This is a genomic window from Enterobacter sp. MGH 16, assembly GCF_000493175.1.
Classification (GTDB): domain Bacteria; phylum Pseudomonadota; class Gammaproteobacteria; order Enterobacterales; family Enterobacteriaceae; genus Enterobacter; species Enterobacter roggenkampii.
This window is the reverse complement of sequence record NZ_KI535695.1, coordinates 3,335,078-3,361,579: the sequence shown is the minus strand read 5'-3', so window position 1 is coordinate 3,361,579 and position 26,502 is coordinate 3,335,078. Positions and strand designations below refer to the sequence as shown.

23 protein-coding genes and 2 tRNA genes are annotated in these 26,502 nt (G+C 54.0%); 20 read left to right on the top strand and 5 right to left on the bottom strand.

Features of this window, described 5'->3' with window-relative positions; all coding sequences use genetic code 11:
- Positions 1 to 56: 56 nt before the first annotated feature.
- Complete coding sequence (locus L362_RS07125; RefSeq protein ID WP_014833443.1) at positions 57 to 1,022, top strand: DMT family transporter; 966 nt, start codon at positions 57 to 59, stop codon at positions 1,020 to 1,022.
- 15 nt (positions 1,023 to 1,037) lie between these two features.
- The gene (cgtA, locus tag L362_RS07130; protein ID WP_023344984.1) at positions 1,038 to 2,213 is read left to right on the top strand and encodes an Obg family GTPase CgtA; all 1,176 of its coding nucleotides are present in this window, start codon (positions 1,038 to 1,040) and stop codon (positions 2,211 to 2,213) included.
- 34 nt (positions 2,214 to 2,247) lie between these two features.
- Here the strand turns inward: cgtA and pmrB are convergent, their stop codons facing one another.
- Genes pmrB through dacB form a run of 3 tightly spaced genes read right to left on the bottom strand, consistent with a single transcriptional unit; the run spans position 2,248 to position 5,386 of the window.
- Entirely contained in the window at positions 2,248 to 3,291 is a 1,044-nt protein-coding gene (pmrB, locus tag L362_RS07135) for a two-component system sensor histidine kinase PmrB (protein ID WP_023326166.1), read from the bottom strand.
- Complete coding sequence (gene pmrA / locus L362_RS07140) at positions 3,288 to 3,950, bottom strand: two-component system response regulator PmrA (protein ID WP_008501465.1); 663 nt, start codon at positions 3,948 to 3,950, stop codon at positions 3,288 to 3,290. The genes pmrB and pmrA overlap by 4 nt, the downstream gene beginning before the upstream one ends.
- Before the next feature lie 2 nt (positions 3,951 to 3,952).
- On the bottom strand, positions 3,953 to 5,386 hold the full coding sequence (dacB, locus tag L362_RS07145) for a serine-type D-Ala-D-Ala carboxypeptidase (protein ID WP_023344983.1): 1,434 nt from the start codon (positions 5,384 to 5,386) through the stop codon (positions 3,953 to 3,955).
- Positions 5,387 to 5,614: 228 nt separating this feature from the next.
- On the opposite strand from dacB, the gene greA reads away from it, so the two are divergent.
- Positions 5,615 to 6,091 carry a transcription elongation factor GreA gene (gene greA, locus L362_RS07150; protein WP_003861815.1) on the top strand — a complete coding sequence of 159 codons (477 nt, stop codon included), beginning with the start codon at positions 5,615 to 5,617 and terminating at the stop codon, positions 6,089 to 6,091.
- Positions 6,092 to 6,242: 151 nt separating this feature from the next.
- Here greA and yhbY read toward each other — a convergent pair whose 3' ends face one another.
- Positions 6,243 to 6,536: a ribosome assembly RNA-binding protein YhbY gene (yhbY, locus tag L362_RS07155; RefSeq protein WP_003861814.1), complete on the bottom strand. Its 294-nt coding sequence runs from the start codon at positions 6,534 to 6,536 to the stop codon at positions 6,243 to 6,245.
- 127 nt (positions 6,537 to 6,663) lie between these two features.
- Between yhbY and rlmE the strand changes: the two genes are divergently transcribed.
- The 6 genes from rlmE to L362_RS07185 all read left to right on the top strand — a co-directional run bounded on the left by rlmE (position 6,664) and on the right by L362_RS07185 (position 12,256).
- Positions 6,664 to 7,290, top strand: coding sequence for a 23S rRNA (uridine(2552)-2'-O)-methyltransferase RlmE (rlmE, locus tag L362_RS07160; protein ID WP_003861812.1), 627 nt, complete (start codon positions 6,664 to 6,666; stop codon positions 7,288 to 7,290).
- 102 nt (positions 7,291 to 7,392) lie between these two features.
- Positions 7,393 to 9,327 (top strand): ATP-dependent zinc metalloprotease FtsH, encoded by a 1,935-nt coding sequence (ftsH, locus tag L362_RS07165; RefSeq protein ID WP_013098921.1) that lies wholly within the window; start codon positions 7,393 to 7,395, stop codon positions 9,325 to 9,327.
- Positions 9,328 to 9,425: 98 nt separating this feature from the next.
- A complete protein-coding gene (folP, locus tag L362_RS07170) occupies positions 9,426 to 10,274 on the top strand; it encodes a dihydropteroate synthase (protein WP_008501468.1) in 849 nt (282 codons plus the stop codon).
- Positions 10,267 to 11,604 (top strand): phosphoglucosamine mutase, encoded by a 1,338-nt coding sequence (glmM, locus tag L362_RS07175; protein ID WP_021242257.1) that lies wholly within the window; start codon positions 10,267 to 10,269, stop codon positions 11,602 to 11,604. The genes folP and glmM overlap by 8 nt, the downstream gene beginning before the upstream one ends.
- A 223-nt stretch (positions 11,605 to 11,827) precedes the next feature.
- On the top strand, positions 11,828 to 12,160 hold the full coding sequence (gene secG, locus L362_RS07180) for a preprotein translocase subunit SecG (RefSeq protein ID WP_021242256.1): 333 nt from the start codon (positions 11,828 to 11,830) through the stop codon (positions 12,158 to 12,160).
- A gap of 9 nt (positions 12,161 to 12,169) precedes the next feature.
- Positions 12,170 to 12,256, top strand: a tRNA-Leu gene (locus tag L362_RS07185).
- Positions 12,257 to 12,434: 178 nt separating this feature from the next.
- Here L362_RS07185 and argG read toward each other — a convergent pair.
- Positions 12,435 to 13,781 (bottom strand): argininosuccinate synthase, encoded by a 1,347-nt coding sequence (gene argG, locus L362_RS07190; protein WP_023344982.1) that lies wholly within the window; start codon positions 13,779 to 13,781, stop codon positions 12,435 to 12,437.
- A 287-nt stretch (positions 13,782 to 14,068) separates the two neighbouring features.
- Between argG and L362_RS07195 the strand changes: the two genes are divergently transcribed.
- From L362_RS07195 to L362_RS07240, 11 genes are all read left to right on the top strand, one after another.
- Positions 14,069 to 14,145: transfer RNA gene (locus L362_RS07195), tRNA-Met, on the top strand.
- Positions 14,146 to 14,352: 207 nt separating this feature from the next.
- Entirely contained in the window at positions 14,353 to 14,805 is a 453-nt protein-coding gene (rimP, locus tag L362_RS07200; RefSeq protein WP_014833432.1) for a ribosome maturation factor RimP, read from the top strand.
- Positions 14,806 to 14,833: 28 nt separating this feature from the next.
- Positions 14,834 to 16,336 (top strand): transcription termination factor NusA, encoded by a 1,503-nt coding sequence (nusA, locus tag L362_RS07205; RefSeq protein ID WP_003861798.1) that lies wholly within the window; start codon positions 14,834 to 14,836, stop codon positions 16,334 to 16,336.
- A 24-nt stretch (positions 16,337 to 16,360) separates the two neighbouring features.
- Positions 16,361 to 19,048: a translation initiation factor IF-2 gene (infB, locus tag L362_RS07210; protein ID WP_008501472.1), complete on the top strand. Its 2,688-nt coding sequence runs from the start codon at positions 16,361 to 16,363 to the stop codon at positions 19,046 to 19,048.
- Positions 19,049 to 19,137: 89 nt separating this feature from the next.
- Positions 19,138 to 19,542 carry a 30S ribosome-binding factor RbfA gene (gene rbfA, locus L362_RS07215; protein ID WP_003024988.1) on the top strand — a complete coding sequence of 135 codons (405 nt, stop codon included), beginning with the start codon at positions 19,138 to 19,140 and terminating at the stop codon, positions 19,540 to 19,542.
- Positions 19,542 to 20,492 (top strand): tRNA pseudouridine(55) synthase TruB, encoded by a 951-nt coding sequence (gene truB, locus L362_RS07220; protein ID WP_023344981.1) that lies wholly within the window; start codon positions 19,542 to 19,544, stop codon positions 20,490 to 20,492. Before rbfA ends, truB begins: the two co-directional genes overlap by 1 nt.
- Positions 20,493 to 20,646: 154 nt before the next feature.
- A complete protein-coding gene (gene rpsO / locus L362_RS07225) occupies positions 20,647 to 20,916 on the top strand; it encodes a 30S ribosomal protein S15 (protein ID WP_003861789.1) in 270 nt (89 codons plus the stop codon).
- Between the two features lie 242 nt (positions 20,917 to 21,158).
- Positions 21,159 to 23,297 (top strand): polyribonucleotide nucleotidyltransferase, encoded by a 2,139-nt coding sequence (gene pnp, locus L362_RS07230; RefSeq protein ID WP_008501475.1) that lies wholly within the window; start codon positions 21,159 to 21,161, stop codon positions 23,295 to 23,297.
- A gap of 108 nt (positions 23,298 to 23,405) precedes the next feature.
- Complete coding sequence (gene nlpI, locus L362_RS07235) at positions 23,406 to 24,290, top strand: lipoprotein NlpI (RefSeq protein ID WP_008501476.1); 885 nt, start codon at positions 23,406 to 23,408, stop codon at positions 24,288 to 24,290.
- A gap of 107 nt (positions 24,291 to 24,397) precedes the next feature.
- Complete coding sequence (gene yrbN, locus L362_RS25130; RefSeq protein ID WP_100122156.1) at positions 24,398 to 24,478, top strand: protein YrbN; 81 nt, start codon at positions 24,398 to 24,400, stop codon at positions 24,476 to 24,478.
- On the top strand, positions 24,471 to 26,366 hold the full coding sequence (locus L362_RS07240; protein ID WP_023344980.1) for a DEAD/DEAH family ATP-dependent RNA helicase: 1,896 nt from the start codon (positions 24,471 to 24,473) through the stop codon (positions 26,364 to 26,366). Before yrbN ends, L362_RS07240 begins: the two co-directional genes overlap by 8 nt.
- The last annotated feature ends 136 nt before the right edge of the window (positions 26,367 to 26,502 follow it).

The window sequence follows — 26,502 nt, the reverse complement described above, 5'->3', positions numbered from 1 at the left end:
GTTGCGGGGCTTTTTACATTGGAAACCCGGTAATTTTTTCTGTAGGGAAAACGGGCATGAAGCAGCAGGCCGGCATAGGAATTCTTTTGGCGCTCACAACCGCAATGTGCTGGGGTGCACTGCCAATTGCAATGAAGCAGGTACTGGAAGTGATGGAGCCGCCTACGGTGGTCTTTTATCGCTTTCTGATGGCAAGCATCGGCCTCGGGGCGATTCTTGCCGTCAAAGGTAAGCTTCCACCCTTGCGGCTCTTCCGTAAACCGCGCTGGCTGGTGTTGCTGGCTATCGCGACGGGCGGTCTGTTCGGTAACTTCATCCTGTTCAGCTCTTCCCTGCAATATCTCAGCCCCACGGCGTCGCAGGTGATTGGTCAGCTTTCGCCGGTGGGCATGATGGTCGCCAGCGTCTTTATCCTCAAGGAGAAGATGCGCGGTACGCAGATTATCGGGGCGAGCATGCTGTTGTGCGGTCTGGTGATGTTCTTCAACACCAGTCTGATCGAGATTTTTACCCGCCTGACGGATTACACCTGGGGTGTCATTTTCGGTGTGGGGGCAGCAACGGTCTGGGTGAGCTATGGCGTCGCGCAAAAGGTGTTATTGCGTCGGCTTGCTTCACAGCAGATCCTCTTTTTGCTGTACACTTTGTGTACAATAGCATTGCTGCCATTAGCGAAGCCGGGCGTGATTACCCAGCTTAGCGACTGGCAACTGGCGTGCCTCATTTTTTGTGGGTTGAACACGCTGGTCGGTTATGGCGCGCTGGCCGAAGCGATGGCGCGCTGGCAGGCAGCACAGGTGAGCGCGTTGATCACGCTTACCCCGCTGTTTACGCTGTTATTTTCAGATTTGTTATCAATGGCCTGGCCCGATGTCTTCGTCAGACCGATGCTCAACCTGTTGGGTTATCTCGGTGCGTTTGTCGTGGTTGCGGGCGCGATGTATTCCGCCATTGGTCATCGTCTTTGGGGACGTTGGCGCAAAAATGAAGCGGTTGTAGTAGTCCCCCGCTCAGGCGAATGAGTTACGGAGAGTAAAATGAAGTTTGTTGATGAAGCAACGATCCTGGTCGTGGCTGGTGATGGCGGCAACGGTTGCGTGAGCTTCCGCCGTGAAAAGTATATCCCTCGTGGCGGTCCTGATGGCGGCGACGGTGGGGATGGTGGTGACGTGTGGCTGGAGGCGGATGAGAACCTCAACACGCTGATCGACTACCGTTTCGAAAAATCCTTCCGCGCTGAACGTGGCCAGAACGGCCAGAGCCGTGACTGTACCGGGAAACGCGGTAAAGACGTCACCATTAAAGTTCCGGTCGGTACGCGTGTGATTGACCAGGGGACGGGTGAAACCATGGGCGACATGACCAAACACGGTCAGCGCCTGATGGTGGCGAAAGGCGGCTGGCACGGTCTGGGTAACAGCCGTTTCAAATCTTCCGTTAACCGTACGCCGCGTCAGAAAACGATGGGTACACCGGGCGATAAGCGCGACCTGCAGCTGGAACTGATGCTTCTGGCTGACGTGGGCATGCTGGGTATGCCAAACGCAGGTAAATCGACGTTTATTCGCGCGGTTTCTGCGGCGAAGCCAAAAGTGGCTGACTATCCGTTTACCACGCTGGTACCAAGCCTGGGCGTTGTCCGTATGGATAACGAGAAGAGCTTCGTGGTCGCCGATATTCCGGGCCTGATTGAAGGCGCCGCGGAAGGGGCGGGTCTGGGTATTCGCTTCCTGAAACACCTTGAGCGCTGCCGCGTGCTGCTGCACCTCATTGATATCGATCCTATCGACGGTTCCGATCCGGTTGAAAACGCCCGCATCATCGTTGGCGAACTGGAGAAATACAGCGAGAAACTGGCGAACAAACCACGCTGGCTGGTCTTCAACAAGATCGACCTGATGGACAAAGCCGAAGCGGAAGCAAAAGCGAAAGCCATTGCTGAAGCGATGGGTTGGGAAGACAAATACTACCTGATCTCTGCGGCAAGCCAGGTTGGTGTGAAAGATCTGTGCTGGGATGTGATGACCTTCATCATTGAGAACCCAGTTGTTCAGGCGGAAGAAGTCAAACAGCCTGAAAAAGTCGAATTCATGTGGGATGACTACCACCGCCAGCAGCTCGAAGAGCTGGAAGCGGAAGAAGACGATGAAGACTGGGATGATGACTGGGATGAAGACGACGAAGAAGGCGTCGAGTTCATCTACAAGCACTAATTGCTGTTCAAAGCCCCCGTTATGGGGGCTTTTTTTATTCCAGCGTTGCGGGCAGCCAGCAGCTGGCGATTAAGCCACCTTCAGCGCCATTCTCAAGCGTTAGCCTGCCGTGGTGGAGCTGGAGGATGCGCTGCACGATGCTCAGGCCCAGCCCACTGCCTCCGTAGCGCTGGTCAAGACGGCGGAACGGCTCGGTAATTGACTGTCGGTGCGCTTCATCAATTCCAGGACCCTGATCGATAACGCTAATCTGCGTCCCGCCGTCGACCTCGGTTAATGTCACTGTAATCGTTGTCCCTGCCGGGCTGTAGCGCCCGGCATTCTCCAGCAGGTTGCGCAGCATGAGGCGCAGGAGAACGGCGTCTCCCTGAACCGTGAGCGCGCTTTTAGCGGGCCAAATCACCGTATGCTCTTTGGCTTCATGCCCCAGGCCGAGAGGTTCAATGATATTTTCCGTCCAGTTCACGGTTTCGTAGTGTCCGCTCGCCATGGCCTGTCCGGCCCGGGCCAGCATCAGCAGCTGTTCGACGGTATGCATGAGCTGATCGATACGGCTAATCAGCGTGGCGGCCTGTGGTGCACCTGACTGCGACATCAGCTCCAGATGGAGCCGGATGCCAGCAAGAGGCGTTCTCAGCTCGTGAGCGGCGTCTGCGGTGAAGAGACGTTCCTGCTTAATGGTGCTATCCAGCCGGGCCAGCAGCTGGTTCAGGGAGGTCGTCACCGCGCCAATTTCTTCCATGTCGGAAAACATGGGAAGCGGGGTTAAGTTATCGGCTGAACGGTTAGCGAGGCTGGCGCGGAGTTTATTCAGCGGCCGGGTTATCCAGGTGACCGCCCAGAAAGAGAAGAGCAGGGTAAAGCCAACCATCACCAGGGAAGGGACCAGCAGCGAGGCAATCGCTTCGCGTATCTCTTTCTCAACGTGATTATTGCGCGCTTTCGCTGACAGCGTTTCGTTGACCAGAAAACCAATCTGTTCACGGCTTTCATGCCATAGCCAGATGACGCTTATCAGCTGGAAAAACAGGAGAATGACCGCCAGCAGTACCATCAGACGCCGACGCATGCTGTTCATTTCTGGCTCTCCAGACGATAGCCGACGCCGCGAACGGTTTTGATCCTGTCTTTGCCGAGCTTACGCCGCAGATTATGGATGTGGACCTCAAGGGTATTTGACCCGGGATCGTCCTGCCAGGAGTAGATATCCTGCTGGAGCGTTTCTCTGTGTACCGTTTGCCCGCTGCGCATGATCAGACGCGTAAGCAAGGCGAACTCTTTTGGCGTGACCTCTACGGCCTGATCCTGTTGCAGCACCTGCTGGGTTTGCAAATTCAGCGTAATGTCGCCGTCGGTCAGTAAGTTATCACTATGGCCCTGATAACGGCGAATCAACGCTCGCACCCGTGCCTGCAGCTCCGCGAGCGCGAAAGGCTTCACCAGATAATCATCTGCGCCTGCATCGAGGCCGGTGATACGATCTTCAATGGCATCACGTGCCGTCAGGATCAGGACGGGATTGTTGATGCCGCGACGTCGCCACTGGCTGAGCAGCGTGGCGCCGTCTTTATCCGGCAAGCCCAAATCGAGGATCACCAGGCTGTATTCGCCGCTCTGGATCAGGGCATCCGCCTCTGCTGCGGTGCCTGCACAGTCGAGAGCATACCCTTCATTGGCCAGCCCCAGCGCCAGCCCTTCCTGCAATAACAGATCGTCTTCAACTATAAGTAGTTTCATCGCTAGTTATTCTGGTAGATGTCCTTATAAAGCCTGCTTTCGAAGCGAACCAGCGGAATACGACGATTGCGCTGATCGGTCGGTTCGACGGCATAGCCGGAAAGATACTGCACGAATGCCATGCGCTGTCCGCTGGCGGTAGTGATGAAGCCTGCAAGGTTGTAAACCCCCTGCAGTGAGCCTGTTTTCGCGGAGACTTTGCCATCCACGCCGGCAGCGTGAAGCCCTGCGCGGTACTGCAGTGAACCGTCATGTCCGGCCAGCGGCAGCATTGAAATAAAGTTTAGCTCAGTGTCATGCTGTGCAATGTACTGAAGCACCTGCATCATCGTGGCCGGAGAGATCAAATTATGGCGCGACAGGCCGGAGCCATCGACGGCGATGGTATTACCCAGGTCGATCCCCGCCTGCTGGCGCAGAATCTGACGCACCGCGTCTGAGCCCGCGCGCCAGGTTCCCGGCACGCCGAAACGGGCGTGGCCAATCATGCGGAACACCGTATCGGCAATCATGTTGTCCGACTTTTTCAGCATAATTCGCAGTAAATCGTGCAGCGGCGCAGACTGTTTGCTCGCGATGACCGTGCCGGGCTGGTTGACCTGCGTCTGACGAAGCAGGGTGCCGGAATAGGTTATTCCCGCTTGTTTCAGCTCATCTTTCAGAATGGCGCCTGCATAGCTTGCGCCATCCTGTATCGCAAAGGCCAGCGGCAGCGGATCGGCGCGCTGCGTCAGGCAGCCAGTGAGCGTGAAGCGGTTAAGGTCGCCTGGCACCACATCCAGTTCGCAATACTGGGCATCGGGGGAACCCTTGGCCAGCGTGCGAACCTGGCTAAACATGGTGACCGGGTAGTAGGACGCGATGCGGATAAACGCTAAATCATCCGGCTTTGGCGCACTGTAAAGCGAAACCGAGAAGCAGTTACGGTCAACAATCGCGGCGGCGGGCGGGGCGCTAAAGCACTGCGTCATGTCGTTCCACGGCCAGCCAGGGGCTTTGTCGTGGCTGGCAAAGATGGACGTGTCGATCAGCACATTGCCATCAATTTTCTGCACGCCGGTTTTTTTTAGCGCCGCAACCATATTGCGGATATCCTGGCGTTTAAAGGTCGGATCGCCTCCAAAACGGGCGATAAGATCGCCTTTCAGTTCGCCACCCTCGACGTTACCTTTGGTTTCAAGGGTGGTCGTAAAACGGAAGTCAGGCCCGAGCTGGAGCAGAGCGGCGAGGGCGGTGATCACCTTTTGGGTACTGGCAGGCAGCGCCATCTGTTGACTGTGATAGTCAATCTCGGGAGCCTGTGCGCCAACCTTCTGCACCATCAGGGCAAGGTTCGCGCCTGCGGGAAGCTGATTAATGTACTCATCAACATTCGCGGCCTGGGCGGTGAACGTTATACTGGTAGTCAATCCGATGATAAAACTGGAAAATCGCATAATCTCGCGCTAACAACCCGAAAACAAACCGTCATACTACGGTGCATGGCACTGCAAAGTAAACGATGACCCATAGTGAACTTCGCGGTAAAATGCGTATCAAATTGAAAAATTGCTGCTGACCTGGGGCGTTGCTCCCGGGTCGGTTTTCTTTTTGCTTCTGGCCTGTTCAGGTGGGCTGGAGCAGGGAACACTGCTCCCAACAGGAATGTTTAAGAGGTATAACAAATGCAAGCTATTCCGATGACCTTACGTGGTGCCGAAAAACTGCGCGAAGAGCTGGATTTTCTGAAATCCGTACGTCGCCCTGAAATCATCGCCGCTATCGCGGAAGCGCGTGAGCATGGCGACCTGAAAGAGAACGCTGAATACCACGCCGCGCGTGAGCAGCAGGGCTTCTGTGAAGGGCGTATTAAAGATATCGAAGCAAAACTGTCCAATGCACAGGTTATCGATATCACCAAAATGCCGAATAATGGCCGTGTGATTTTTGGTTCAACCGTTACCGTGCTGAACCTGGACAACGACGAAGAGCAGACCTATCGCATCGTGGGTGATGATGAAGCTGACTTCAAACAGAACCTGATTTCGGTGAACTCACCGATTGCTCGCGGCCTGATTGGCAAAGAGCAGGACGATGTTGTCACCATCCGCACCCCTGGCGGTGAAGTGGAATACGAAATTATTAAGGTTGAATACCTGTAATTCGCTTCTCTACTAAGATGTTGATACATTGTAAAGAAAAGAAAAAGGCCGCGTAGCGGCCTTTTATCAACTCAAGGAGCATGGCATTTTGCTCGCCTGCTGACAGAAATCCCTCGTTTCACACAGAAAATGTGTTTAATTCAGGATATCCTTAACGTGGCAGCGAGATTTTACGCTCTTTAGATGGGCGGTAGAGCACCAGCGTTTTACCGATGACCTGTACATTACAGGCGCCGGTTTCGCGCACGATGGCTTCCACGATCAGGTTTTTAGTGTCTCTGTCTTCAGAGGCGATTTTCACCTTGATCAGCTCGTGGTGTTCCAGCGCTTGTTCAATCTCGGCAAGCACCCCTTCGGTCAAACCATTGTTGCCAAGCATCACTACAGGCTTGAGCGGATGTGCCAGACCTTTAAGGTGCTGTTTTTGTTTAGTACTCAGATTCATCGTATATTTTTGCTTACGTTGGGATTGAAAACGGTTCATTCTACCGCCATCTCCCTAATATCGCCAAATAGCTGCGTAGAAATTTACGTCACAGGCAAGTAACGATGAACCAGGACGGAAATGTTAAATGACAGGTAAAAAGCGTTCTGCCAGCTCCAGCCGCTGGCTTCAGGAACACTTTAGCGATAAATATGTTCAACAGGCACAGAAAAAGGGGTTGCGTTCCCGTGCCTGGTTTAAACTTGATGAAATACAGCAAAGTGACAAACTTTTTAAGCCGGGGATGACGGTTGTTGACCTCGGTGCGGCACCTGGCGGATGGTCCCAGTATGCGGTAACGCAGATCGGCGGAACGGGCCGAATCATCGCGTGCGATCTTTTACCAATGGATCCCATCGTCGGTGTCGACTTCCTTCAGGGCGACTTTCGTGATGAATTAGTGCTGAAAGCGTTACTTGATCGTGTAGGTGACAGTAAGGTCCAGGTTGTCATGTCAGATATGGCACCAAATATGTGCGGAACACCGGCGGTGGATATCCCCCGCGCCATGTATCTGGTGGAGCTAGCGTTAGAAATGTGTCGTGATGTACTAGCGCCTGGTGGTAGTTTTGTTGTGAAGGTGTTTCAGGGCGAAGGTTTCGAGGAGTATCTTAAGGAAATTCGCTCCCTGTTTGCGAAGGTCAAAGTTCGTAAGCCGGACTCTTCCCGGGCCCGTTCCCGTGAAGTGTATATTGTAGCGACCGGGCGAAAATGATAACCGGGAGATTTCAGACGAAAGTTTGAATGAAACTGGATATAGAGTATCCTGACGCTGTTTTTAACACAGTTGTAATATGAGGTTAATCCCTTGAGTGACATGGCGAAAAACCTAATACTCTGGCTGGTCATTGCCGTTGTGCTGATGTCAGTATTCCAGAGCTTTGGGCCCAGCGAGTCGAATGGCCGCAAGGTGGATTATTCTACCTTCCTGCAGGAGGTCAATCAGGACCAGGTTCGCGAAGCGCGTATCAACGGACGTGAGATCAACGTTACCAAGAAAGATAGTAACCGTTACACGACTTACATCCCGGTGAACGATCCTAAGCTGCTTGATAACCTTCTGACCAAAAACGTCAAAGTGGTAGGCGAGCCGCCAGAAGAACCAAGCCTGTTGGCTTCTATCTTCATTTCCTGGTTCCCGATGCTGCTGCTTATCGGCGTCTGGATCTTCTTTATGCGCCAGATGCAGGGCGGCGGTGGCAAAGGTGCCATGTCGTTCGGTAAGAGCAAGGCGCGTATGTTGACGGAAGATCAGATCAAGACCACTTTTGCGGACGTTGCCGGGTGTGACGAAGCGAAAGAAGAGGTCGGTGAACTGGTTGAATACCTGCGCGAGCCGAGCCGTTTCCAGAAGCTGGGCGGTAAAATCCCGAAAGGCGTGCTGATGGTTGGCCCTCCGGGTACCGGTAAAACCCTGCTGGCGAAAGCCATCGCGGGTGAAGCGAAGGTGCCGTTCTTTACTATTTCAGGTTCTGACTTCGTCGAAATGTTCGTGGGTGTTGGTGCATCTCGTGTGCGTGACATGTTCGAGCAGGCCAAGAAGGCAGCACCGTGCATTATCTTCATCGATGAAATCGACGCCGTAGGCCGCCAGCGTGGCGCAGGCCTGGGCGGTGGTCACGATGAACGTGAACAGACGCTGAACCAGATGCTGGTTGAGATGGACGGCTTCGAAGGTAACGAAGGTATCATCGTTATCGCGGCAACTAACCGTCCGGACGTACTTGACCCGGCGCTGCTGCGTCCAGGCCGTTTCGACCGTCAGGTTGTTGTCGGTCTGCCGGATGTTCGCGGTCGTGAACAGATTCTGAAAGTCCACATGCGTCGCGTACCGCTGGCGCCAGATATCGACGCGGCAATCATTGCGCGCGGTACTCCGGGCTTCTCCGGTGCGGATCTCGCTAACCTGGTCAACGAAGCTGCACTGTTTGCCGCTCGCGGTAACAAGCGCGTCGTGTCGATGGTGGAGTTCGAGAAAGCGAAAGATAAGATCATGATGGGTGCGGAACGTCGCTCCATGGTGATGACGGAAGCGCAGAAAGAGTCCACGGCTTACCACGAAGCGGGTCACGCGATTATCGGTCGCCTGGTGCCGGAACACGATCCGGTGCATAAAGTGACGATTATTCCGCGCGGTCGTGCGCTGGGTGTGACCTTCTTCCTGCCTGAAGGCGACGCGATCAGCGCCAGCCGTCAGAAGCTGGAAAGCCAGATCTCAACCCTGTACGGCGGTCGTCTGGCGGAAGAGATTATTTACGGTCCGGAACATGTTTCTACCGGTGCGTCGAACGACATTAAAGTGGCGACAAACCTGGCGCGTAACATGGTGACTCAGTGGGGCTTCTCCGACAAACTCGGTCCGCTGCTCTATGCAGAGGAAGAGGGCGAAGTGTTCCTGGGCCGCTCCGTGGCAAAAGCGAAACATATGTCCGATGAAACGGCTCGTATCATCGACCAGGAAGTGAAAGCGCTGATTGAACGTAACTACGGTCGCGCGCGTCAGATCCTGAATGACAACATGGACATTCTGCATTCCATGAAAGATGCGCTCATGAAATATGAGACCATCGATGCACCGCAGATTGACGACCTGATGGCGCGCCGCGAAGTACGTCCGCCAGCAGGCTGGGAAGACCCAGGCGCTTCCAATAACTCTGACAACAATGGCACCCCGCGTGCGCCGCGTCCGGTTGATGAACCGCGTACGCCAAACCCGGGCAACACCATGTCAGAACAGTTGGGCGATAAGTAAGTCACTGCTGTTGAAGCGTTTGTCTGTACCTCAAACCCTGGAGCTTGCTCCGGGGTTTTTCATTTCTGTTTAACCATTTAGATATCAGGGATTTCGCCATGAAATTATTCGCTCAGGACTCGCATCTCGATCTTTCACATCCCCATGTGATGGGGATCCTGAATGTTACCCCTGACTCCTTCTCTGACGGCGGCACGCATAACACGCTTATCGAGGCGGTTAAGCATGCGAATTTAATGATTAATGCAGGTGCCACCATCATTGATGTTGGCGGCGAATCGACGCGCCCCGGTGCGGCGGACGTGTCTGTGGAAGAAGAGCTGGCGCGTGTGGTGCCGGTCGTTGAAGCAATCGCGCAGCGATTTGAAGTGTGGATCTCCGTAGATACCTCTAAACCGGAAGTGATCCGTGAAGTGGCGAAAGTGGGCGCTCACATTATCAATGATATTCGTTCACTTACCGAGCCGGGAGCGATTGAGGCGGCTGCGGAAACCGGGCTGCCGGTTTGCCTGATGCATATGCAGGGGCAACCGAAAACCATGCAGGACGCGCCGAAGTATGACGATGTCTTTGCCGACGTAAATCGCTTCTTTATTGAGCATATCGAACGTTGTGAACGTGCCGGTATCCCAAAAGAGAAATTGCTGCTCGACCCGGGGTTCGGTTTCGGTAAAAATCTCTCACACAACTATGCGCTGCTTGCGCGCTTATCGGAATTCCATCACTTTGGTCTGCCGCTGCTGGTGGGGATGTCGAGAAAGTCGATGATTGGCCAGTTGCTGAATGTAGGCCCGAGCGAACGCCTGAGCGGCAGCCTGGCCTGCGCGGTGATTGCGGCGATGCAGGGGGCGCACATCATTCGTGTCCATGACGTCAAAGAAACAGTAGAAGCCATGCGTGTGGTGGAAGCCACACTGGCAGCGAAGGAAAACAAACGCTATGAGTAATCGTAAATATTTTGGTACCGACGGTATCCGCGGGCGCGTAGGCGATGCTCCCATCACCCCTGATTTTGTCCTGAAGCTCGGCTGGGCTGCCGGCAAGGTTCTGGCGCGTCATGGCTCACGTAAAATTATCATCGGTAAAGACACTCGTATTTCCGGCTATATGCTGGAGTCCGCGCTGGAAGCGGGGCTGGCGGCGGCTGGACTGTCCGCCTCTTTTACAGGCCCAATGCCAACGCCTGCGGTCGCGTATCTGACACGCACCTTCCGTGCGGAAGCGGGGATTGTTATCTCGGCCTCTCATAACCCGTTCTACGACAACGGCATTAAATTCTTCTCTATTGATGGCACCAAGCTGCCGGATGAGGTGGAAGAAGCCATTGAAGCTGAAATGGAAAAAGAGATCACCTGTGTTGATTCCGCCGAGCTGGGTAAAGCGAACCGTATCGTTGATGCGGCGGGTCGCTATATCGAATTCTGTAAAGGCACCTTCCCGAATGAGCTGAGCCTGGCCCACCTCAAAATTGTGGTGGACTGTGCAAATGGCGCGACCTATCACATCGCCCCGAATGTCTTCCGCGAACTGGGTGCGAAAGTCATCGCCATCGGCTGTGAGCCGGATGGTCTGAATATCAACGAGCAGGTCGGTGCGACGGACGTTCGTGCCCTGCAGGCGCGCGTGCTGGCCGAAAAAGCCGATCTGGGTATTGCGCTGGACGGCGACGGTGACCGCGTGATCATGGTTGATCACGAAGGTAACAAGGTCGATGGCGACCAGATCCTCTACATTATTGCGCGTGAAGGTCTGCGTCAGGGTCAGCTGCGCGGCGGTGCGGTCGGGACGCTGATGAGTAACATGGGCCTGGAACTGGCGCTGAAACAGCTCGGTATTCCGTTCGTTCGCGCGAAAGTGGGTGACCGCTATGTGTTGGAAAAATTGCAGGAGAAGGGCTGGCGTATCGGCGCTGAGAATTCAGGTCACGTGATCCTGCTCGACAAAACCACCACCGGTGACGGTATTGTGGCCGCGTTGCAGGTGGTTGCCGCCATGGCGCGAAACCATATGAGCCTGCACGATCTGTGTAGCGGCATGAAAATGTTCCCACAGATCCTGGTAAACGTACGTTTCACTGCCGGCAAAGGCGATCCGCTGGAAAATGAGAACGTGAAAGCGGTAATGGCTGACGTTGAAGCGGCCCTGGGCAGCCGTGGACGCGTGCTGCTGCGTAAGTCTGGTACTGAACCGCTGATCCGCGTGATGGTGGAAGGCGAAGATGAAGCGCAGGTAACCGAATTTGCGCACCGTATTGCGGATGCTGTTAAAGCTGCATAATCTTGCACGCTAAATGTTTAAAAAGGCGGCGTTTGCCGCCTTTGTTTTAAGCAATTAATGGCTTTTTGCTGTTTTTTTCCGCAGTTGATACAATGCGTCGAAAATGCCCTTGCGAAGGTGATTCGCTTTGGTTAGTATTCACACCCGCTTCAGTGGGAAACAGAAATCCTGCTAATTGGTCGAAGCATTGGTATGCGGCAAATCCGCAAGGAACAGGTTGATTATGTACGAAGCTCTTTTAGTTGTTTTCCTTATTGTAGCCATCGCTCTTGTAGCGCTGATTATGCTGCAGCAAGGTAAAGGCGCTGATATGGGAGCCTCCTTCGGAGCAGGCGCTTCCGGTACGCTGTTCGGTTCAAGTGGTTCTGCGAACTTCATGACCCGCACGACGGCGATTCTGGCGACGCTGTTCTTCATCATCAGTCTGGTGCTTGGCAATATCAACAGCAACAAGACCAGCAAAGGAAGCGAGTGGGAAAACCTGAGCGCGCCAGCAAAAACTGAGCAGACTCAGCCAGCTGCACCGGCTAAGCCAACCAGCGATATCCCGCAGTAAGTATTCCGTACCGAGGTGGTGGAATTGGTAGACACGCTACCTTGAGGTGGTAGTGCCCTAACGGGCTTGTGGGTTCGAGTCCCATCCTCGGTACCAATATTCCAGAAAAAAGACGTCGAAAGACGTCTTTTTTTCGTCTGTAGCTTTTGCCGTTCGTAGGCCCGGTAAGCGCAGCGCCACCGGGCAAAATGGCGGGTGGCGCTGCGCTTACCCGCCCTACAAAAGCCGAACAAAAAGGCGCCCATTGGGCGCCTTTTGCATGTTTCATTATCGATTATTTCTTATCGCTGTGTTCCAGGTTCTCAACCTGCGGCAGACCGTTACCGGAACTGGCGGAGAGCAGGCCATTCTCAACATAGTTGAACAGCTTCTCACGGGTATCGGTGATGTCCAGGTTACGCATGGTCAGCTGGCCAATACGATCGTCCGGTGAGAACACTGAGTCACCTTTCTCCATGGTCAGACGCTCTGCTTTATAGGTCAGATTATCAGACACGGTGTTCAGGATGGAGTAGTCGTTACCGCGACGCAGTTCCAGGGTCACTTCACCGGTAATTGCACTCGCCACCCAACGCTGCAGCGCATCACGTAGCATCAGCGCCTGCGGATCGAACCAGCGGCCCTGATACAGCAGTTTGCCCAGCTGACGGCCATGAGAGTGATACTGCTCAATGGTGTCTTCGTTGTGAATACCAGTCAGCAGACGCTCGTAAGCAATATGCAGCAGCGCCATTCCCGGAGCTTCATAGATGCCACGGCTTTTCGCTTCGATGATACGGTTTTCAATCTGATCGCTCATGCCCAGGCCGTGACGACCACCAATACGGTTAGCTTCCAGCATCAGCTCAACGTCATCAGAGAAGGTTTTGCCGTTCAGCGCAACCGGATGACCACGTTCGAAACGCACGGTCACTTCTTCTGCCGGGATCTTCACGTTTTCATCCCAGAACTTCACGCCCATGATTGGGTTAACGATCTTCACGCTGGAGTTCAGGAATTCCAGGTCTTTTGCTTCGTGCGTCGCACCCAGCATGTTGGAGTCGGTGGAGTAGGCTTTCTCGACGGACATCTTATAGTCAAAGCCGCAGGCGATCATAAACTCGGACATCTCATGACGACCACCCAGCTCGTCGATGAAGTCGGTATCCAGCCACGGTTTGTAGATCTGCAATTCGGCGTTGGTCAGCAGGCCATAACGATAGAAACGTTCAATATCGTTTCCTTTATAGGTGCTGCCATCACCCCAGATGTTGACGCCGTCTTCTTTCATTGCGGCAACCAGCATGGTACCGGTGACCGCACGGCCCAGCGGAGTGGTGTTGAAATAGGTCAGGCCGCCGGTGGTGTTATGGAATGCACCACACTGAATCGCCGCGATACCTTCCGCGACCAGTTGCTTACGGCAGTCAATCAGGCGCGCGTTCTCTGCACCATACTCTTTCGCGCGACGAGGAATGGCATCATAGTCGTCCTCATCCGGCTGACCCAGGTTCGCAGTATAAGCATACGGAACCGCTCCCTTCTGGCGCATCCACAGCAGTGCAGCGCTGGTATCCAGGCCACCTGAGAAAGCGATGCCAATACGTTGTCCTACCGGAAGATGCTTGAGAATCGTCGTCATAGAATAAAACCCTGCTTGATTGACTGATTAGAGACCGCTTTCGCTCTCTTGTGCATTTTTATGCAAAATAAGTGAGTATTCATTTAATCATCTTTTGGCGAAGACCGGAAGAGACTCGTGCGTTTTTTGTAAAAATTTTGGTCTGATCGATCTGGCGGAAGTCGCCTTGACAGGTGGGGTCAACTATCAATATACTAAACGCCGATTTTACGTCCCGTCTTCGGTACCAAATCCCAGCATTATTTGCAAATTCTGTCCAAAACGCGTAGAATTTGCCACGTTTCAGGCGCGGGGTGGAGCAGCCTGGTAGCTCGTCGGGCTCATAACCCGAAGGTCGTCGGTTCAAATCCGGCCCCCGCAACCACTTTCCCATAAAGTTCTTTTTCAAATATACTGTGAAGACTTAGAGCCTTCGTAGCTGGATTTGAAAAAATTCTTTCGGAGAGTGCTCCAGGCCACAGTTGTGGCTATAGGGTTCAGTTATCTAAAGCCCCGATTTATCGGGGTTTTTTGTTATCTGACTACAGAATAACTGGGCTTTACGCCCTTTTTTTATGTCTTGGGGGTGGGCTTGTCCACATTAGAGCAAAAATTAACAGAGATGATTACTGCACCGGTCGAAGCACTGGGCTACGAACTGGTCGGCATCGAATTCGTTCGCGGCCGTACATCGACGCTGCGCATCTATATTGATAGTGAAGATGGCATCAATGTTGATGATTGTGCTGATGTCAGCCACCAGGTGAGTGCGGTTCTTGATGTTGAAGACCCAATTACCGTTGCGTACAACCTGGAAGTTTCCTCACCTGGCCTCGATCGCCCGATGTTCACGGCCGAGCACTATGTGCGCTTTACCGGTGAAGAAGTGGCTCTCGTTCTGCGTATGGCCGTACAGAACCGCCGTAAATGGCAGGGAATTATCAAAGCCGTTGATGGTGAAATGATCACGGTGACAGTCGAAGGCAAAGATGAAGTGTTCGCGCTGAGTAATATCCAGAAGGCGAACCTGGTTCCCCACTTTTAACAGTCTGGATTGAGGTGAAAAGCCCGCGATGAACAAAGAAATTTTGGCTGTTGTTGAAGCCGTCTCCAACGAGAAATCACTGCCGCGTGAGAAGATTTTTGAAGCGCTGGAAAGTGCACTGGCTACAGCAACCAAGAAAAAATACGAACAAGAGATCGATGTTCGCGTAGAAATCGATCGTAAAAGCGGTGACTTCGATACATTCCGTCGTTGGGTAATCGTTGAAGAAGTGACCCAGCCGACTAAAGAGATCACGCTGGAAGCCGCCCGTTTTGAAGACGAAAGTCTGAACGTGGGTGACTACGTTGAAGATCAGATTGAATCTGTGACCTTCGACCGTATCACTACCCAGACCGCTAAACAGGTTATCGTGCAGAAAGTGCGCGAAGCCGAGCGCGCGCTGGTTGTCGATCAGTTCCGCGATCAGGAAGGCGAAATCATCACTGGCGTGGTGAAGAAAGTGAACCGCGACAACATCTCCCTGGAGATCAAATCCGAAGGGTTGCCGGGTAACGCTGAAGCCGTGATCCTGCGTGAAGATATGCTGCCGCGTGAAAACTTCCGTCCGGGCGACCGTATTCGTGGTGTTCTGTACGCTGTGCGTCCAGAAGCTCGCGGTGCGCAGCTGTTCGTGACCCGTTCTAAACCAGAAATGCTGGTAGAACTGTTCCGTATCGAAGTACCGGAAATCGGTGAAGAAGTTATCGAAATTAAAGCGGCGGCTCGCGATCCGGGCTCCCGTGCGAAAATTGCGGTGAAAACCAACGACAAGCGTATCGACCCGGTCGGTGCTTGCGTCGGTATGCGCGGTGCGCGTGTCCAGGCAGTTTCTACTGAGCTGGGCGGCGAACGTATTGATATCGTTCTGTGGGATGACAACCCGGCGCAGTTCGTGATCAACGCAATGGCTCCGGCTGATGTGGCGTCTATCGTTGTTGACGAAGACAAACACACCATGGATATCGCTGTTGAAGCGGGCAACCTGGCGCAGGCAATCGGCCGTAACGGTCAGAACGTACGCCTGGCGTCACAGCTGAGCGGCTGGGAACTCAACGTCATGACCGTTGATGACCTGCAGGCTAAGCATCAGGCTGAAGCCCATGCGGCGATCGATACCTTCACCAAATACCTGGATATTGACGAAGATTTCGCCACTGTTCTGGTTGAAGAAGGTTTCTCTACGCTGGAAGAACTGGCCTATGTGCCAATGAAAGAGCTGCTGGAAATTGACGGTCTGGATGAACCAACCGTTGAAGCCCTGCGTGAACGCGCTAAAAACGCACTGACCACCCTGGCACTGGCTCAGGAAGAAAGCCTTGGCGATAAGAAGCCGGCTGATGACCTGCTGAATCTGGAAGGTCTTGATCGTGCGATTGCGTTCAAGCTGGCTGCCCGTGGTGTTTGTACGCTGGAAGATCTCGCTGAACAAGGCGTTGATGACCTGGCTGATATCGAAGGTTTAACCGACGAGAAAGCCGGCGAGCTCATCATGGCCGCACGTAATATTTGCTGGTTCGGCGACGAAGCGTAATAAACTGTAGCAGGAAGGAACAGCATGACTGATGTAACTGTAAAATCGCTGGCTGCTGAGATTCAGACCTCCGTGGACCGCCTGGTACAGCAATTTGCTGATGCAGGGATCCCGAAGTCCGCTGATGACTCGGTGACCGCGCAAGAAAAACAAACCTTGTTAACGCACCTGAACCGTGAACACGGCTCTACGCCTGACAAGTTAACGCTGCAGCGCAAAACGCGTAGCACGTTAAACATCCCTGGTACCGGTGGCAAAAGCAAATCGGTACAAATTGAAGTCCGCAAGACGCGCACCTTTGTAAAACGTGATCCGCAAGAGGCAGAACGCCTTGCCGCGGAAGAGCAGGCACAGCGTGAAGCGGAAGAACAAGCTCAGCGTGAGGCGGAAGCAGCCGCTAAACGTGAAGCAGAATTAAAAGCTGAACGTGAGGCCGCAGAAAAAGCGAAACGCGACGCAAGTGATAAAGTGAAGCGTGACGCTGCGGAAAAAGACAAAGTGAGCAATCAACAGACAGACGAAATGACCAAAACCGCCCAGGCTGAAAAAGCCCGCCGTGAAAATGAAGCTGCCGAGCTGAAGCGTAAAGCGGAAGAAGAAGCCCGCCGTAAGCTGGAAGAAGAAGCTCGCCGCGTCGCCGAAGAAGCGCGTCGCATGGCAGAAGAAAATGAGAAGAACGGTGTTGATACCGCTGAGCAGTCTGAAGACACCAGCGACTATCACGTGACCACTTCTCAGCACGCACGTCAGGCTGAAGATGATAACGACCGTGAAGTAGAAGGCGGCCGTGGCCGTGGTCGTAATGCAAAAGCAGCGCGTCCGGCGAAAAAAGGTAACAAGCACGCGGAATCCAAAGCTGACCGTGAAGAAGCACGTGCGGCTGTTCGCGGTGGTAAAGGCGGCAAGCGTAAAGGTTCCGCTCTGCAGCAGGGCTTCCAGAAGCCTGCTCAGGCCGTTAACCGTGACGTTGTGATCGGCGAAACCATTACCGTTGGCGAACTGGCGAACAAGATGGCGGTTAAAGGCTCTCAGGTCATCAAAGCAATGATGAAGCTGGGCGCGATGGCAACCATCAACCAGGTGATCGATCAGGAAACCGCACAGCTGGTTGCGGAAGAGATGGGCCACAAAGTTATCCTGCGTCGTGAAAACGAGCTGGAAGAAGCAGTAATGAGCGACCGTGACACAGGTGCTGCGGCAGAACCGCGCGCACCGGTAGTGACCATCATGGGTCACGTTGACCACGGTAAAACCTCGCTGCTTGACTATATTCGCTCTACCAAGGTTGCCTCTGGCGAAGCGGGTGGTATTACTCAGCACATCGGTGCATACCACGTAGAAACTGACAACGGTATGATCACCTTCCTGGATACCCCAGGCCACGCCGCATTTACCTCCATGCGTGCTCGTGGTGCTCAGGCGACGGATATCGTTGTTCTGGTTGTTGCTGCAGACGACGGCGTCATGCCGCAGACCATCGAAGCTATCCAGCACGCGAAAGCAGCGGGTGTGCCGGTTGTGGTTGCAGTGAACAAGATCGATAAGCCAGAAGCGGATCCCGATCGTGTTAAAAACGAACTTTCCCAGTACGGTATCCTGCCGGAAGAGTGGGGCGGCGAAAGCCAGTTCGTACACGTGTCTGCGAAAGCGGGTACCGGTATCGACGAACTGCTGGACGCGATCCTGCTGCAGGCCGAAGTTCTGGAGCTGAAAGCCATCCGTAACGGTATGGCGAGCGGTGCGGTTATCGAATCCTTCCTGGATAAAGGACGTGGCCCTGTTGCTACCGTTCTGGTTCGTGAAGGTACGCTGCATAAAGGCGATATCGTTCTGTGCGGTTTCGAATACGGTCGCGTTCGTGCGATGCGTAACGAACTGGGTCAGGAAGTGCTGGAAGCAGGTCCGTCCATTCCAGTGGAAATCCTGGGTCTGTCCGGCGTTCCGGCTGCTGGTGACGAAGTGACCGTGGTGCGTGACGAGAAGAAAGCGCGTGAAGTGGCACTGTATCGTCAGGGCAAATTCCGTGAAGTTAAACTGGCTCGTCAGCAGAAATCTAAACTCGAGAACATGTTTGCCAACATGACCGATGGCGAAGTTCACGAAGTGAACATCGTTCTGAAAGCCGACGTTCAGGGTTCTGTGGAAGCGATCTCCGACTCCTTGCTGAAACTGTCTACCGACGAAGTGAAAGTGAAGATCATCGGTTCTGGCGTAGGTGGTATCACCGAAACCGACGCGACCCTGGCTGCTGCCTCCAACGCTATCCTGGTTGGCTTCAACGTTCGTGCGGATGCCTCTGCGCGTAAAGTGATTGAATCCGAAAGCCTGGATCTGCGTTACTACTCCGTCATCTATAACCTGATCGACGAAGTGAAAGCAGCGATGAGCGGCATGCTGTCTCCTGAGCTGAAACAGCAGATCATCGGTCTGGCTGAAGTACGTGACGTGTTCAAATCACCGAAATTCGGTGCGATCGCGGGCTGTATGGTTACCGAAGGTAACATCAAGCGTCACAACCCAATCCGCGTACTGCGTGACAACGTGGTTATCTATGAAGGCGAGCTGGAATCCCTGCGCCGCTTCAAAGATGACGTTAACGAAGTCCGTAACGGCATGGAATGTGGTATCGGCGTGAAGAACTACAACGACGTTCGCGTTGGCGATATGATCGAAGTGTTCGAGATCATCGAAATTCAGCGTACCATCGCTTAATTTCCGATTGTAAGCCGGGATCGCCTCGCGCCACCCGGCAATAATTTCAAAAAGGGGCTTTAGCCCCTTTTTTGTCTGGAGAATTTATTATGGCGAAAGAATTTGGTCGCCCTCAGCGCGTAGCGCAGGAAATGCAGAAAGAGATCGCACTCATTCTGCAACGTGAAATCAAAGACCCGCGCGTCGGCATGATGACCACCGTTTCCGGTGTGGAAATGTCCCGTGATTTGGCCTATGCCAAAGTGTTCGTCACCTTCCTGAACGATCAGGACGAAGCCGCAGTGAAGAACGGCATTAAAGCGCTGCAGGAAGCCTCTGGTTTCATCCGCTCTCTGCTCGGCAAAGCGATGCGCCTGCGTATCGTGCCTGAACTGACCTTCTTCTACGACAACTCGCTGGTCGAAGGTATGCGTATGTCCAACCTGGTGACCAGCGTGGTGAAACATGACGATGAGCGTCGTGTTAACCCGGCGGACGACAGCAAGGAGGACTGATGAGTCGTCCTCGTCGTCGCGGTCGCGACGTGCATGGTGTGCTGCTGCTGGATAAACCCCAGGGCGCTTCCAGCAACGACGTGCTGCAAAAAGTGAAGCGTATTTTTAACGCCAACCGAGCGGGCCACACCGGCGCGCTCGATCCGCTGGCAACCGGCATGCTGCCGATCTGCCTGGGAGAGGCGACAAAGTTTTCCCAGTACCTGCTCGACTCCGATAAGCGTTACCGCGTCATCGCTAAGCTGGGCCAGCGCACGGATACCTCCGACGCGGATGGCCAGGTCGTGGAAGAGCGTCCGGTGACCTTCAGCGCGGAGCAGCTTGATGCGGCGCTGGAGAGCTTCCGTGGGGAGACGATGCAGGTGCCGTCGATGTATTCGGCGCTGAAGTATCAGGGCAAAAAACTCTACGAATACGCGCGCCAGGGTATTGACGTCCCGCGTGAAGCCCGTCCGATTACCGTGTATGAGCTGCTCTTTATTCGCCACGAAGGTGATGAGCTGGAGCTGGAAGTGCACTGCTCGAAAGGGACCTATATTCGTACCATCATTGATGACCTCGGTGAAAAGCTGGGCTGCGGCGCGCATGTGATTTACCTGCGTCGCCTTGCGGTGAGCAAGTACCCGGTGGAGCGAATGGTGACCCTGGAACAGTTGCGCGAGCTGGTTGAACAGGCTGAAGCGCAGGGGATTGCGCCGGCAGAGCTGCTCGATCCACTGCTGATGCCGATGGACAGTCCGGCTGCGGACTTCCCGGTTGTTAATCTTCCTTTAACATCGTCCGTTTACTTTAAGAACGGCAACCCGGTTCGTACGTCAGATGCGCCGCTGGAAGGCCTGGTACGCGTGACTGAAGGTGACGAAGGGAAATTCATCGGCATGGGCGAAATGGATGGCGAAGGGCGCGTTGCGCCGCGTCGTCTGGTCGTCGAATATCCGGTCGACGCGTGACGGTAATAACGGCTCACCTTGCGATAAGCAGGGGAGACGAGTAGAATATCGCCGCTTAACGCCTGGTAAATTGTTTAACAATCTGCGGGGCGTACATGGGATTGCTGAATTAGAGATCGGCATCCTTACATTCTTTATACTTTGGAGTTTGAAAATGTCTCTAAGCGTTGAAGCTAAAGCTAAAATCGTTTCTGAGTTTGGTCGTGGTACTAACGACAGCGGTTCTACCGAAGTTCAGGTTGCACTGCTGACTGCACAGATTAACCACCTGCAGGGTCACTTTGCAGAGCACAAAAAAGATCACCACAGCCGTCGTGGTCTGCTGCGTATGGTTTCTCAGCGTCGTAAACTGCTCGACTACCTGAAACGTAAAGATGTTGCACGCTACACCGCGCTGATCGAGCGTCTGGGTCTGCGTCGCTAAGTCTTGCGAGTTTCAGAAAAGGGGGCCTGATGGCCCCTTTTTTCAAGCAGACGGCAGCAATTCACTGGAAACTATTGTATTGTTGCTATAAATGATCTTCATTGCAGAGGTTCGCGCGGCTAATGAGAGGCTTCACCCAGGGGGGTGTTGGTTGTCATTAGTCGCGAGGATGCGAAGAAGGTCGGGTCAAATCGACAGCACACCGGTGGTGTGCTGTCAAACATTTAAGAAAGGACAGAACTTTGCTGAATCCGATCGTTCGTAAATTCCAGTATGGTCAACATACCGTCACGCTGGAAACCGGCATGATGGCACGTCAGGCGACTGCTGCCGTTATGGTAAGCATGGATGACACCGCGGTATTCGTTACCGTTGTGGGCCAGAAAAAAGCTAAACCAGGTCAGGACTTCTTCCCGCTGACCGTTAACTACCAGGAGCGTACCTACGCTGCCGGTAAAATCCCGGGTGGCTTCTTCCGTCGTGAAGGCCGTCCAAGCGAAGGCGAAACCCTGATCGCGCGTCTGATTGACCGCCCGGTTCGCCCGCTGTTCCCGGAAGGCTTCGTTAACGAAGTACAGGTTATCGCGACCGTTGTTTCCGTTAACCCACAGGTTAACCCGGACATCGTGGCGATGATCGGTGCGTCCGCTGCCCTGTCACTGTCTGGTATTCCATTCAATGGCCCAATCGGTGCCGCGCGCGTCGGTTACATCAACGACCAGTACGTGCTGAACCCAACTCAGGAAGAGCTGAAAGAAAGTAAGCTGGACCTGGTGGTTGCGGGTACTGAAGCCGCTGTGCTGATGGTTGAATCCGAAGCTGAACTGCTGAGCGAAGATCAGATGCTGGGTGCTGTGGTCTTCGGCCATGACCAGCAGCAGGTTGTTATCCAGAACATCAACGACCTGGTGAAAGAAGCCGGTAAACCACGTTGGGACTGGCAGCCTGAAGCAGCTAACGATGCGCTGAATGCACGCGTTGCAGCTCTGGCAGAATCTCGTCTGAGCGATGCATACCGCATCACCGACAAACAGGAGCGTTACGCTCAGGTTGATGTGATCAAATCTGAAGTAACCGCGACCCTGGTTGCCGAAGACGAAACGCTGGACGCTAACGAAATTGGCGAAATCCTGCACGCTATCGAGAAAAACGTTGTTCGTAGCCGCGTTCTGGCTGGCGAGCCGCGTATCGATGGCCGTGAAAAAGACATGATCCGTGGTCTGGACGTGCGTACTGGCGTGCTGCCACGTACTCACGGTTCTGCGCTGTTCACCCGTGGTGAAACGCAGGCGCTGGTTACCGCGACCCTGGGTACAGCCCGTGACGCGCAGATCATCGACGAACTGATGGGCGAGCGCACTGACAGCTTCCTGTTCCACTACAACTTCCCTCCGTACTCCGTAGGTGAAACCGGCATGGTTGGCTCACCGAAGCGTCGTGAAATTGGTCACGGTCGTCTGGCGAAGCGCGGCGTGCTGGCAGTGATGCCAGAAGCAGACAAATTCCCGTACACCGTACGTGTGGTGTCTGAAATCACCGAATCTAACGGTTCTTCTTCCATGGCTTCCGTGTGTGGTGCCTCTCTGGCGCTGATGGATGCAGGCGTGCCAATCAAAGCCGCCGTTGCGGGTATCGCAATGGGCCTGGTGAAAGAAGGCGACAACTATGTTGTTCTGTCTGACATTCTGGGCGACGAAGATCACCTGGGCGATATGGACTTCAAAGTGGCGGGTTCCCGCGACGGTATCTCTGCGCTGCAGATGGATATCAAAATTGAAGGTATCACCAAAGAGATCATGCAGGTTGCGCTGAACCAGGCTAAAGGTGCACGTCTGCACATCCTGGGCGTGATGGAACAGGCGATTAACGCGCCACGCGGTGATATCTCTGAATTCGCACCGCGTATTCACACCATCAAGATCAATCCAGACAAGATCAAAGATGTTATCGGTAAGGGCGGTTCCGTAATCCGTGCGCTGACCGAAGAGACCGGCACCACCATCGAAATCGAAGATGACGGTACTGTGAAGATCGCAGCTACCGACGGCGAGAAAGCGAAATTCGCGATCCGTCGCATCGAAGAAATCACTGCAGAAATCGAAGTGGGCCGCGTCTATGCAGGTAAAGTGACCCGTATCGTTGACTTTGGCGCGTTCGTTGCCATCGGCGGCGGTAAAGAAGGTCTGGTTCACATCTCTCAGATCGCTGACAAGCGCGTTGAGAAAGTGACCGATTACCTGCAGATGGGTCAGGAAGTGCCGGTTAAAGTTCTGGAAGTTGATCGCCAGGGCCGTATCCGTCTGAGCATTAAAGAAGCAACCGAGCAGTCTCAGCCAGCTGCTGCGCCAGAAGCACAGGCAGCAGAACAGCAAGGCGAGTAAGTTGCCATTTGCCCTCCGCTTTGCGGAGGGCCTATTATCAGGCAGGACGCCTTGTTAAGCCGCCGGGGGACAGGACGTTCATCCAATAGTTGTCTTCGGGAGTGGGAAATGAAGCCTTTTTTGCGCTGGTGTTTCGTTGCGACAGCTTTAACGCTGGCAGGATGCAGCAACTCTGCCTGGCGTAAGAGCGAAGTCCTCGCAGTGCCATTGCAACCGACTTTGCAGCAGGAAGTGATCCTGGCACGCATGGAACAAATACTTGCCAGTCGGGCTTTAACCGATGACGAACGCGCACAGCTTTTATATGAGCGCGGAGTGTTGTATGATAGTCTCGGTCTGAGGGCATTGGCGCGAAATGATTTTTCACAAGCGCTGGCTATCCGACCTGATATGCCTGAAGTATTCAATTACTTAGGCATTTATTTAACGCAGGCAGGCAATTTTGATGCTGCCTATGAAGCGTTTGATTCTGTACTTGAGCTTGATCCAACTTACAACTACGCGCACTTGAATCGCGGTATCGCATTGTACTACGGCGGTCGTGACAAGTTAGCGCAAGATGATCTGCTGGCGTTTTATCAAGACGATCCTAATGATCCTTTCCGTAGCCTGTGGCTTTACATCGTTGAGCGGAAGCTCGATGAGAAGCAGGCAAAAGAGGCACTGAAACAGCGCTTCGATAAATCGGACAAGGAACAGTGGGGATGGAACATTGTCGAGTTCTACCTGGGCAACATTAGCGAAGCAACGCTGATGGAACGCCTCAAGGCGGACGCAACGGATAACACCTCGCTCGCTGAGCATCTCAGTGAAACCAACTTCTATTTAGGTAAGTACTACCTAAGTCTGGGGGATAAGGACAGCGCTACGGCACTGTTCAAATTAGCGGTTGCTAACAACGTACACAACTTCGTTGAGCACCGTTATGCATTGTTGGAATTATCGCTCTTGGGCCAGGAGCAAGACGACCTGGCAGAATCGGACCAGCAATAGCTGACGACATAAACATCAGCCCGTAATCTTTTGATTGCCATCACCTTAACTGGTGAGGGCGTTGTTGTTCGTCAATACACCTACTTTGAGCCGGTTCACACTTTTCAATGAAAATTGCTAATCATTTTCACGATGAGCTAAGTAGACTGGCCGCCATTGACATTGAGGCACTCGTACTACATGGCTGAATTCGAAACCACTTTTGCAGATCTGGGCCTGAAGGCTCCTATCCTTGAAGCCCTTAACGATCTGGGTTACGAAAAACCATCTCCGATCCAGGCTGAGTGTATCCCACACCTGCTTTCTGGTCGTGACGTGCTGGGCATGGCCCAGACTGGTAGCGGTAAAACTGCAGCGTTCTCGCTGCCGCTGCTGAACAACATTGATCCGGACCTGCGTGCACCGCAGATCCTCGTTCTGGCTCCAACCCGTGAACTGGCTGTTCAGGTTGCAGAAGCCATGACGGAATTCTCTAAACATATGCGCGGCGTAAACGTGGTTGCCCTGTACGGCGGCCAGCGTTATGACGTGCAGTTACGCGCCCTGCGCCAGGGCCCACAGATTGTTGTAGGTACGCCGGGCCGTCTGCTGGATCACCTGAAGCGCGGTACCCTGGATCTCTCTAAACTGAGCGGTCTGGTACTGGATGAAGCAGATGAAATGCTGCGTATGGGCTTCATCGAAGACGTTGAAACCATCATGGCGCAGATCCCGAACGGTCATCAGACCGCGCTGTTCTCTGCCACCATGCCGGAAGCGATTCGTCGTATCACCAAACGCTTCATGAAAGAACCTCAGGAAGTGCGTATTCAGTCCAGCGTAACCACTCGCCCGGACATCAGCCAGAGCTACTGGTCTGTATACGGCATGCGTAAAAATGAAGCGCTGGTACGTTTCCTGGAAGCGGAAGATTTTGATGCGGCGATTATCTTCGTTCGTACCAAAAATGCGACCCTGGAAGTGGCTGAAGCCCTGGAGCGTAGCGGCTACAACAGCGCAGCGCTGAACGGCGATATGAACCAGGCCCTGCGTGAGCAGACTCTGGAGCGTCTGAAAGACGGTCGTCTGGATATCCTGATTGCAACCGACGTGGCAGCACGTGGTCTGGACGTTGAGCGTATCAGCCTGGTTGTTAACTACGACATCCCGATGGATTCCGAGTCTTACGTTCACCGTATCGGCCGTACCGGTCGTGCGGGTCGTGCTGGCCGTGCGCTGCTGTTCGTTGAGAACCGCGAGCGTCGTCTGCTGCGTAACATCGAACGCACCATGAAGCTGACCATTCCAGAAGCGGACCTGCCAAACGCAGAACTGCTGGGCAAACGCCGTCTGGAAAAATTCGCCGCCAAAGTACAGCAGCAGCTGGAAAGCAGCGATCTGGATCAGTACCGTGCGCTGCTGTCGCAGATTCAGCCTGTTGCTGAAGGCGAAGAGCTGGACATGGAAACCCTGGCTGCAGCACTGCTGAAAATGGCTCAGGGCGAACGTAGCCTGATCGTGCCACCAGATGCACCGATGCGTCCTAAGCGTGAATTCCGTGACCGTGACGACCGCTTCGAACGTCGTGGCGACCGTAACGATCGTGGCCCACGTGGTGACCGTCCAGAGCGTGGTGGTGAAGACCGTCCTCGTCGTGAACGTCGCGACGCAGGCGATATGGAACTGTACCGCATTGAAGTGGGCCGTGATGATGGTGTTGAAGTTCGTCACATCGTTGGCGCTATCGCTAACGAAGGCGACATCAGCAGCCGTTACATTGGTAACATCAAGCTGTTCGCCTCCCACTCTACCATCGAGCTGCCGAAAGGCATGCCGGGTGAAGTACTGCAGCACTTTACGCGTACCCGCATCCTGAACAAGCCGATGAACATGCAGCTGCTGGGCGATGCGCAGCCACGCCCTGACCGTGGCGGCGAACGTCGTGGCGGTGGTCGCGGTTTCGGCGGCGAGCGTCGTGAAGGCGGTCGCAGCGAAGGTCGCGGTGGTGAAGGTCGTCGTTTCTCCGGCGAGCGCCGTGAAAGCCGTGGCCCGCGTCGTGAAGAAGGCACCAGCCGTCGTCGTTTCGGTGACGCGTAAGCCTTACGCTTCTGACGTAAAGTAAAATATACAGCCCCGATACATGCTATCGGGGCTTTTTTTATTCCCTTTGTACTCTTGTACTGGTACAGTGCGTCGCATTAAAATGCAGAACCGCATGATTGACTGGAGAAAA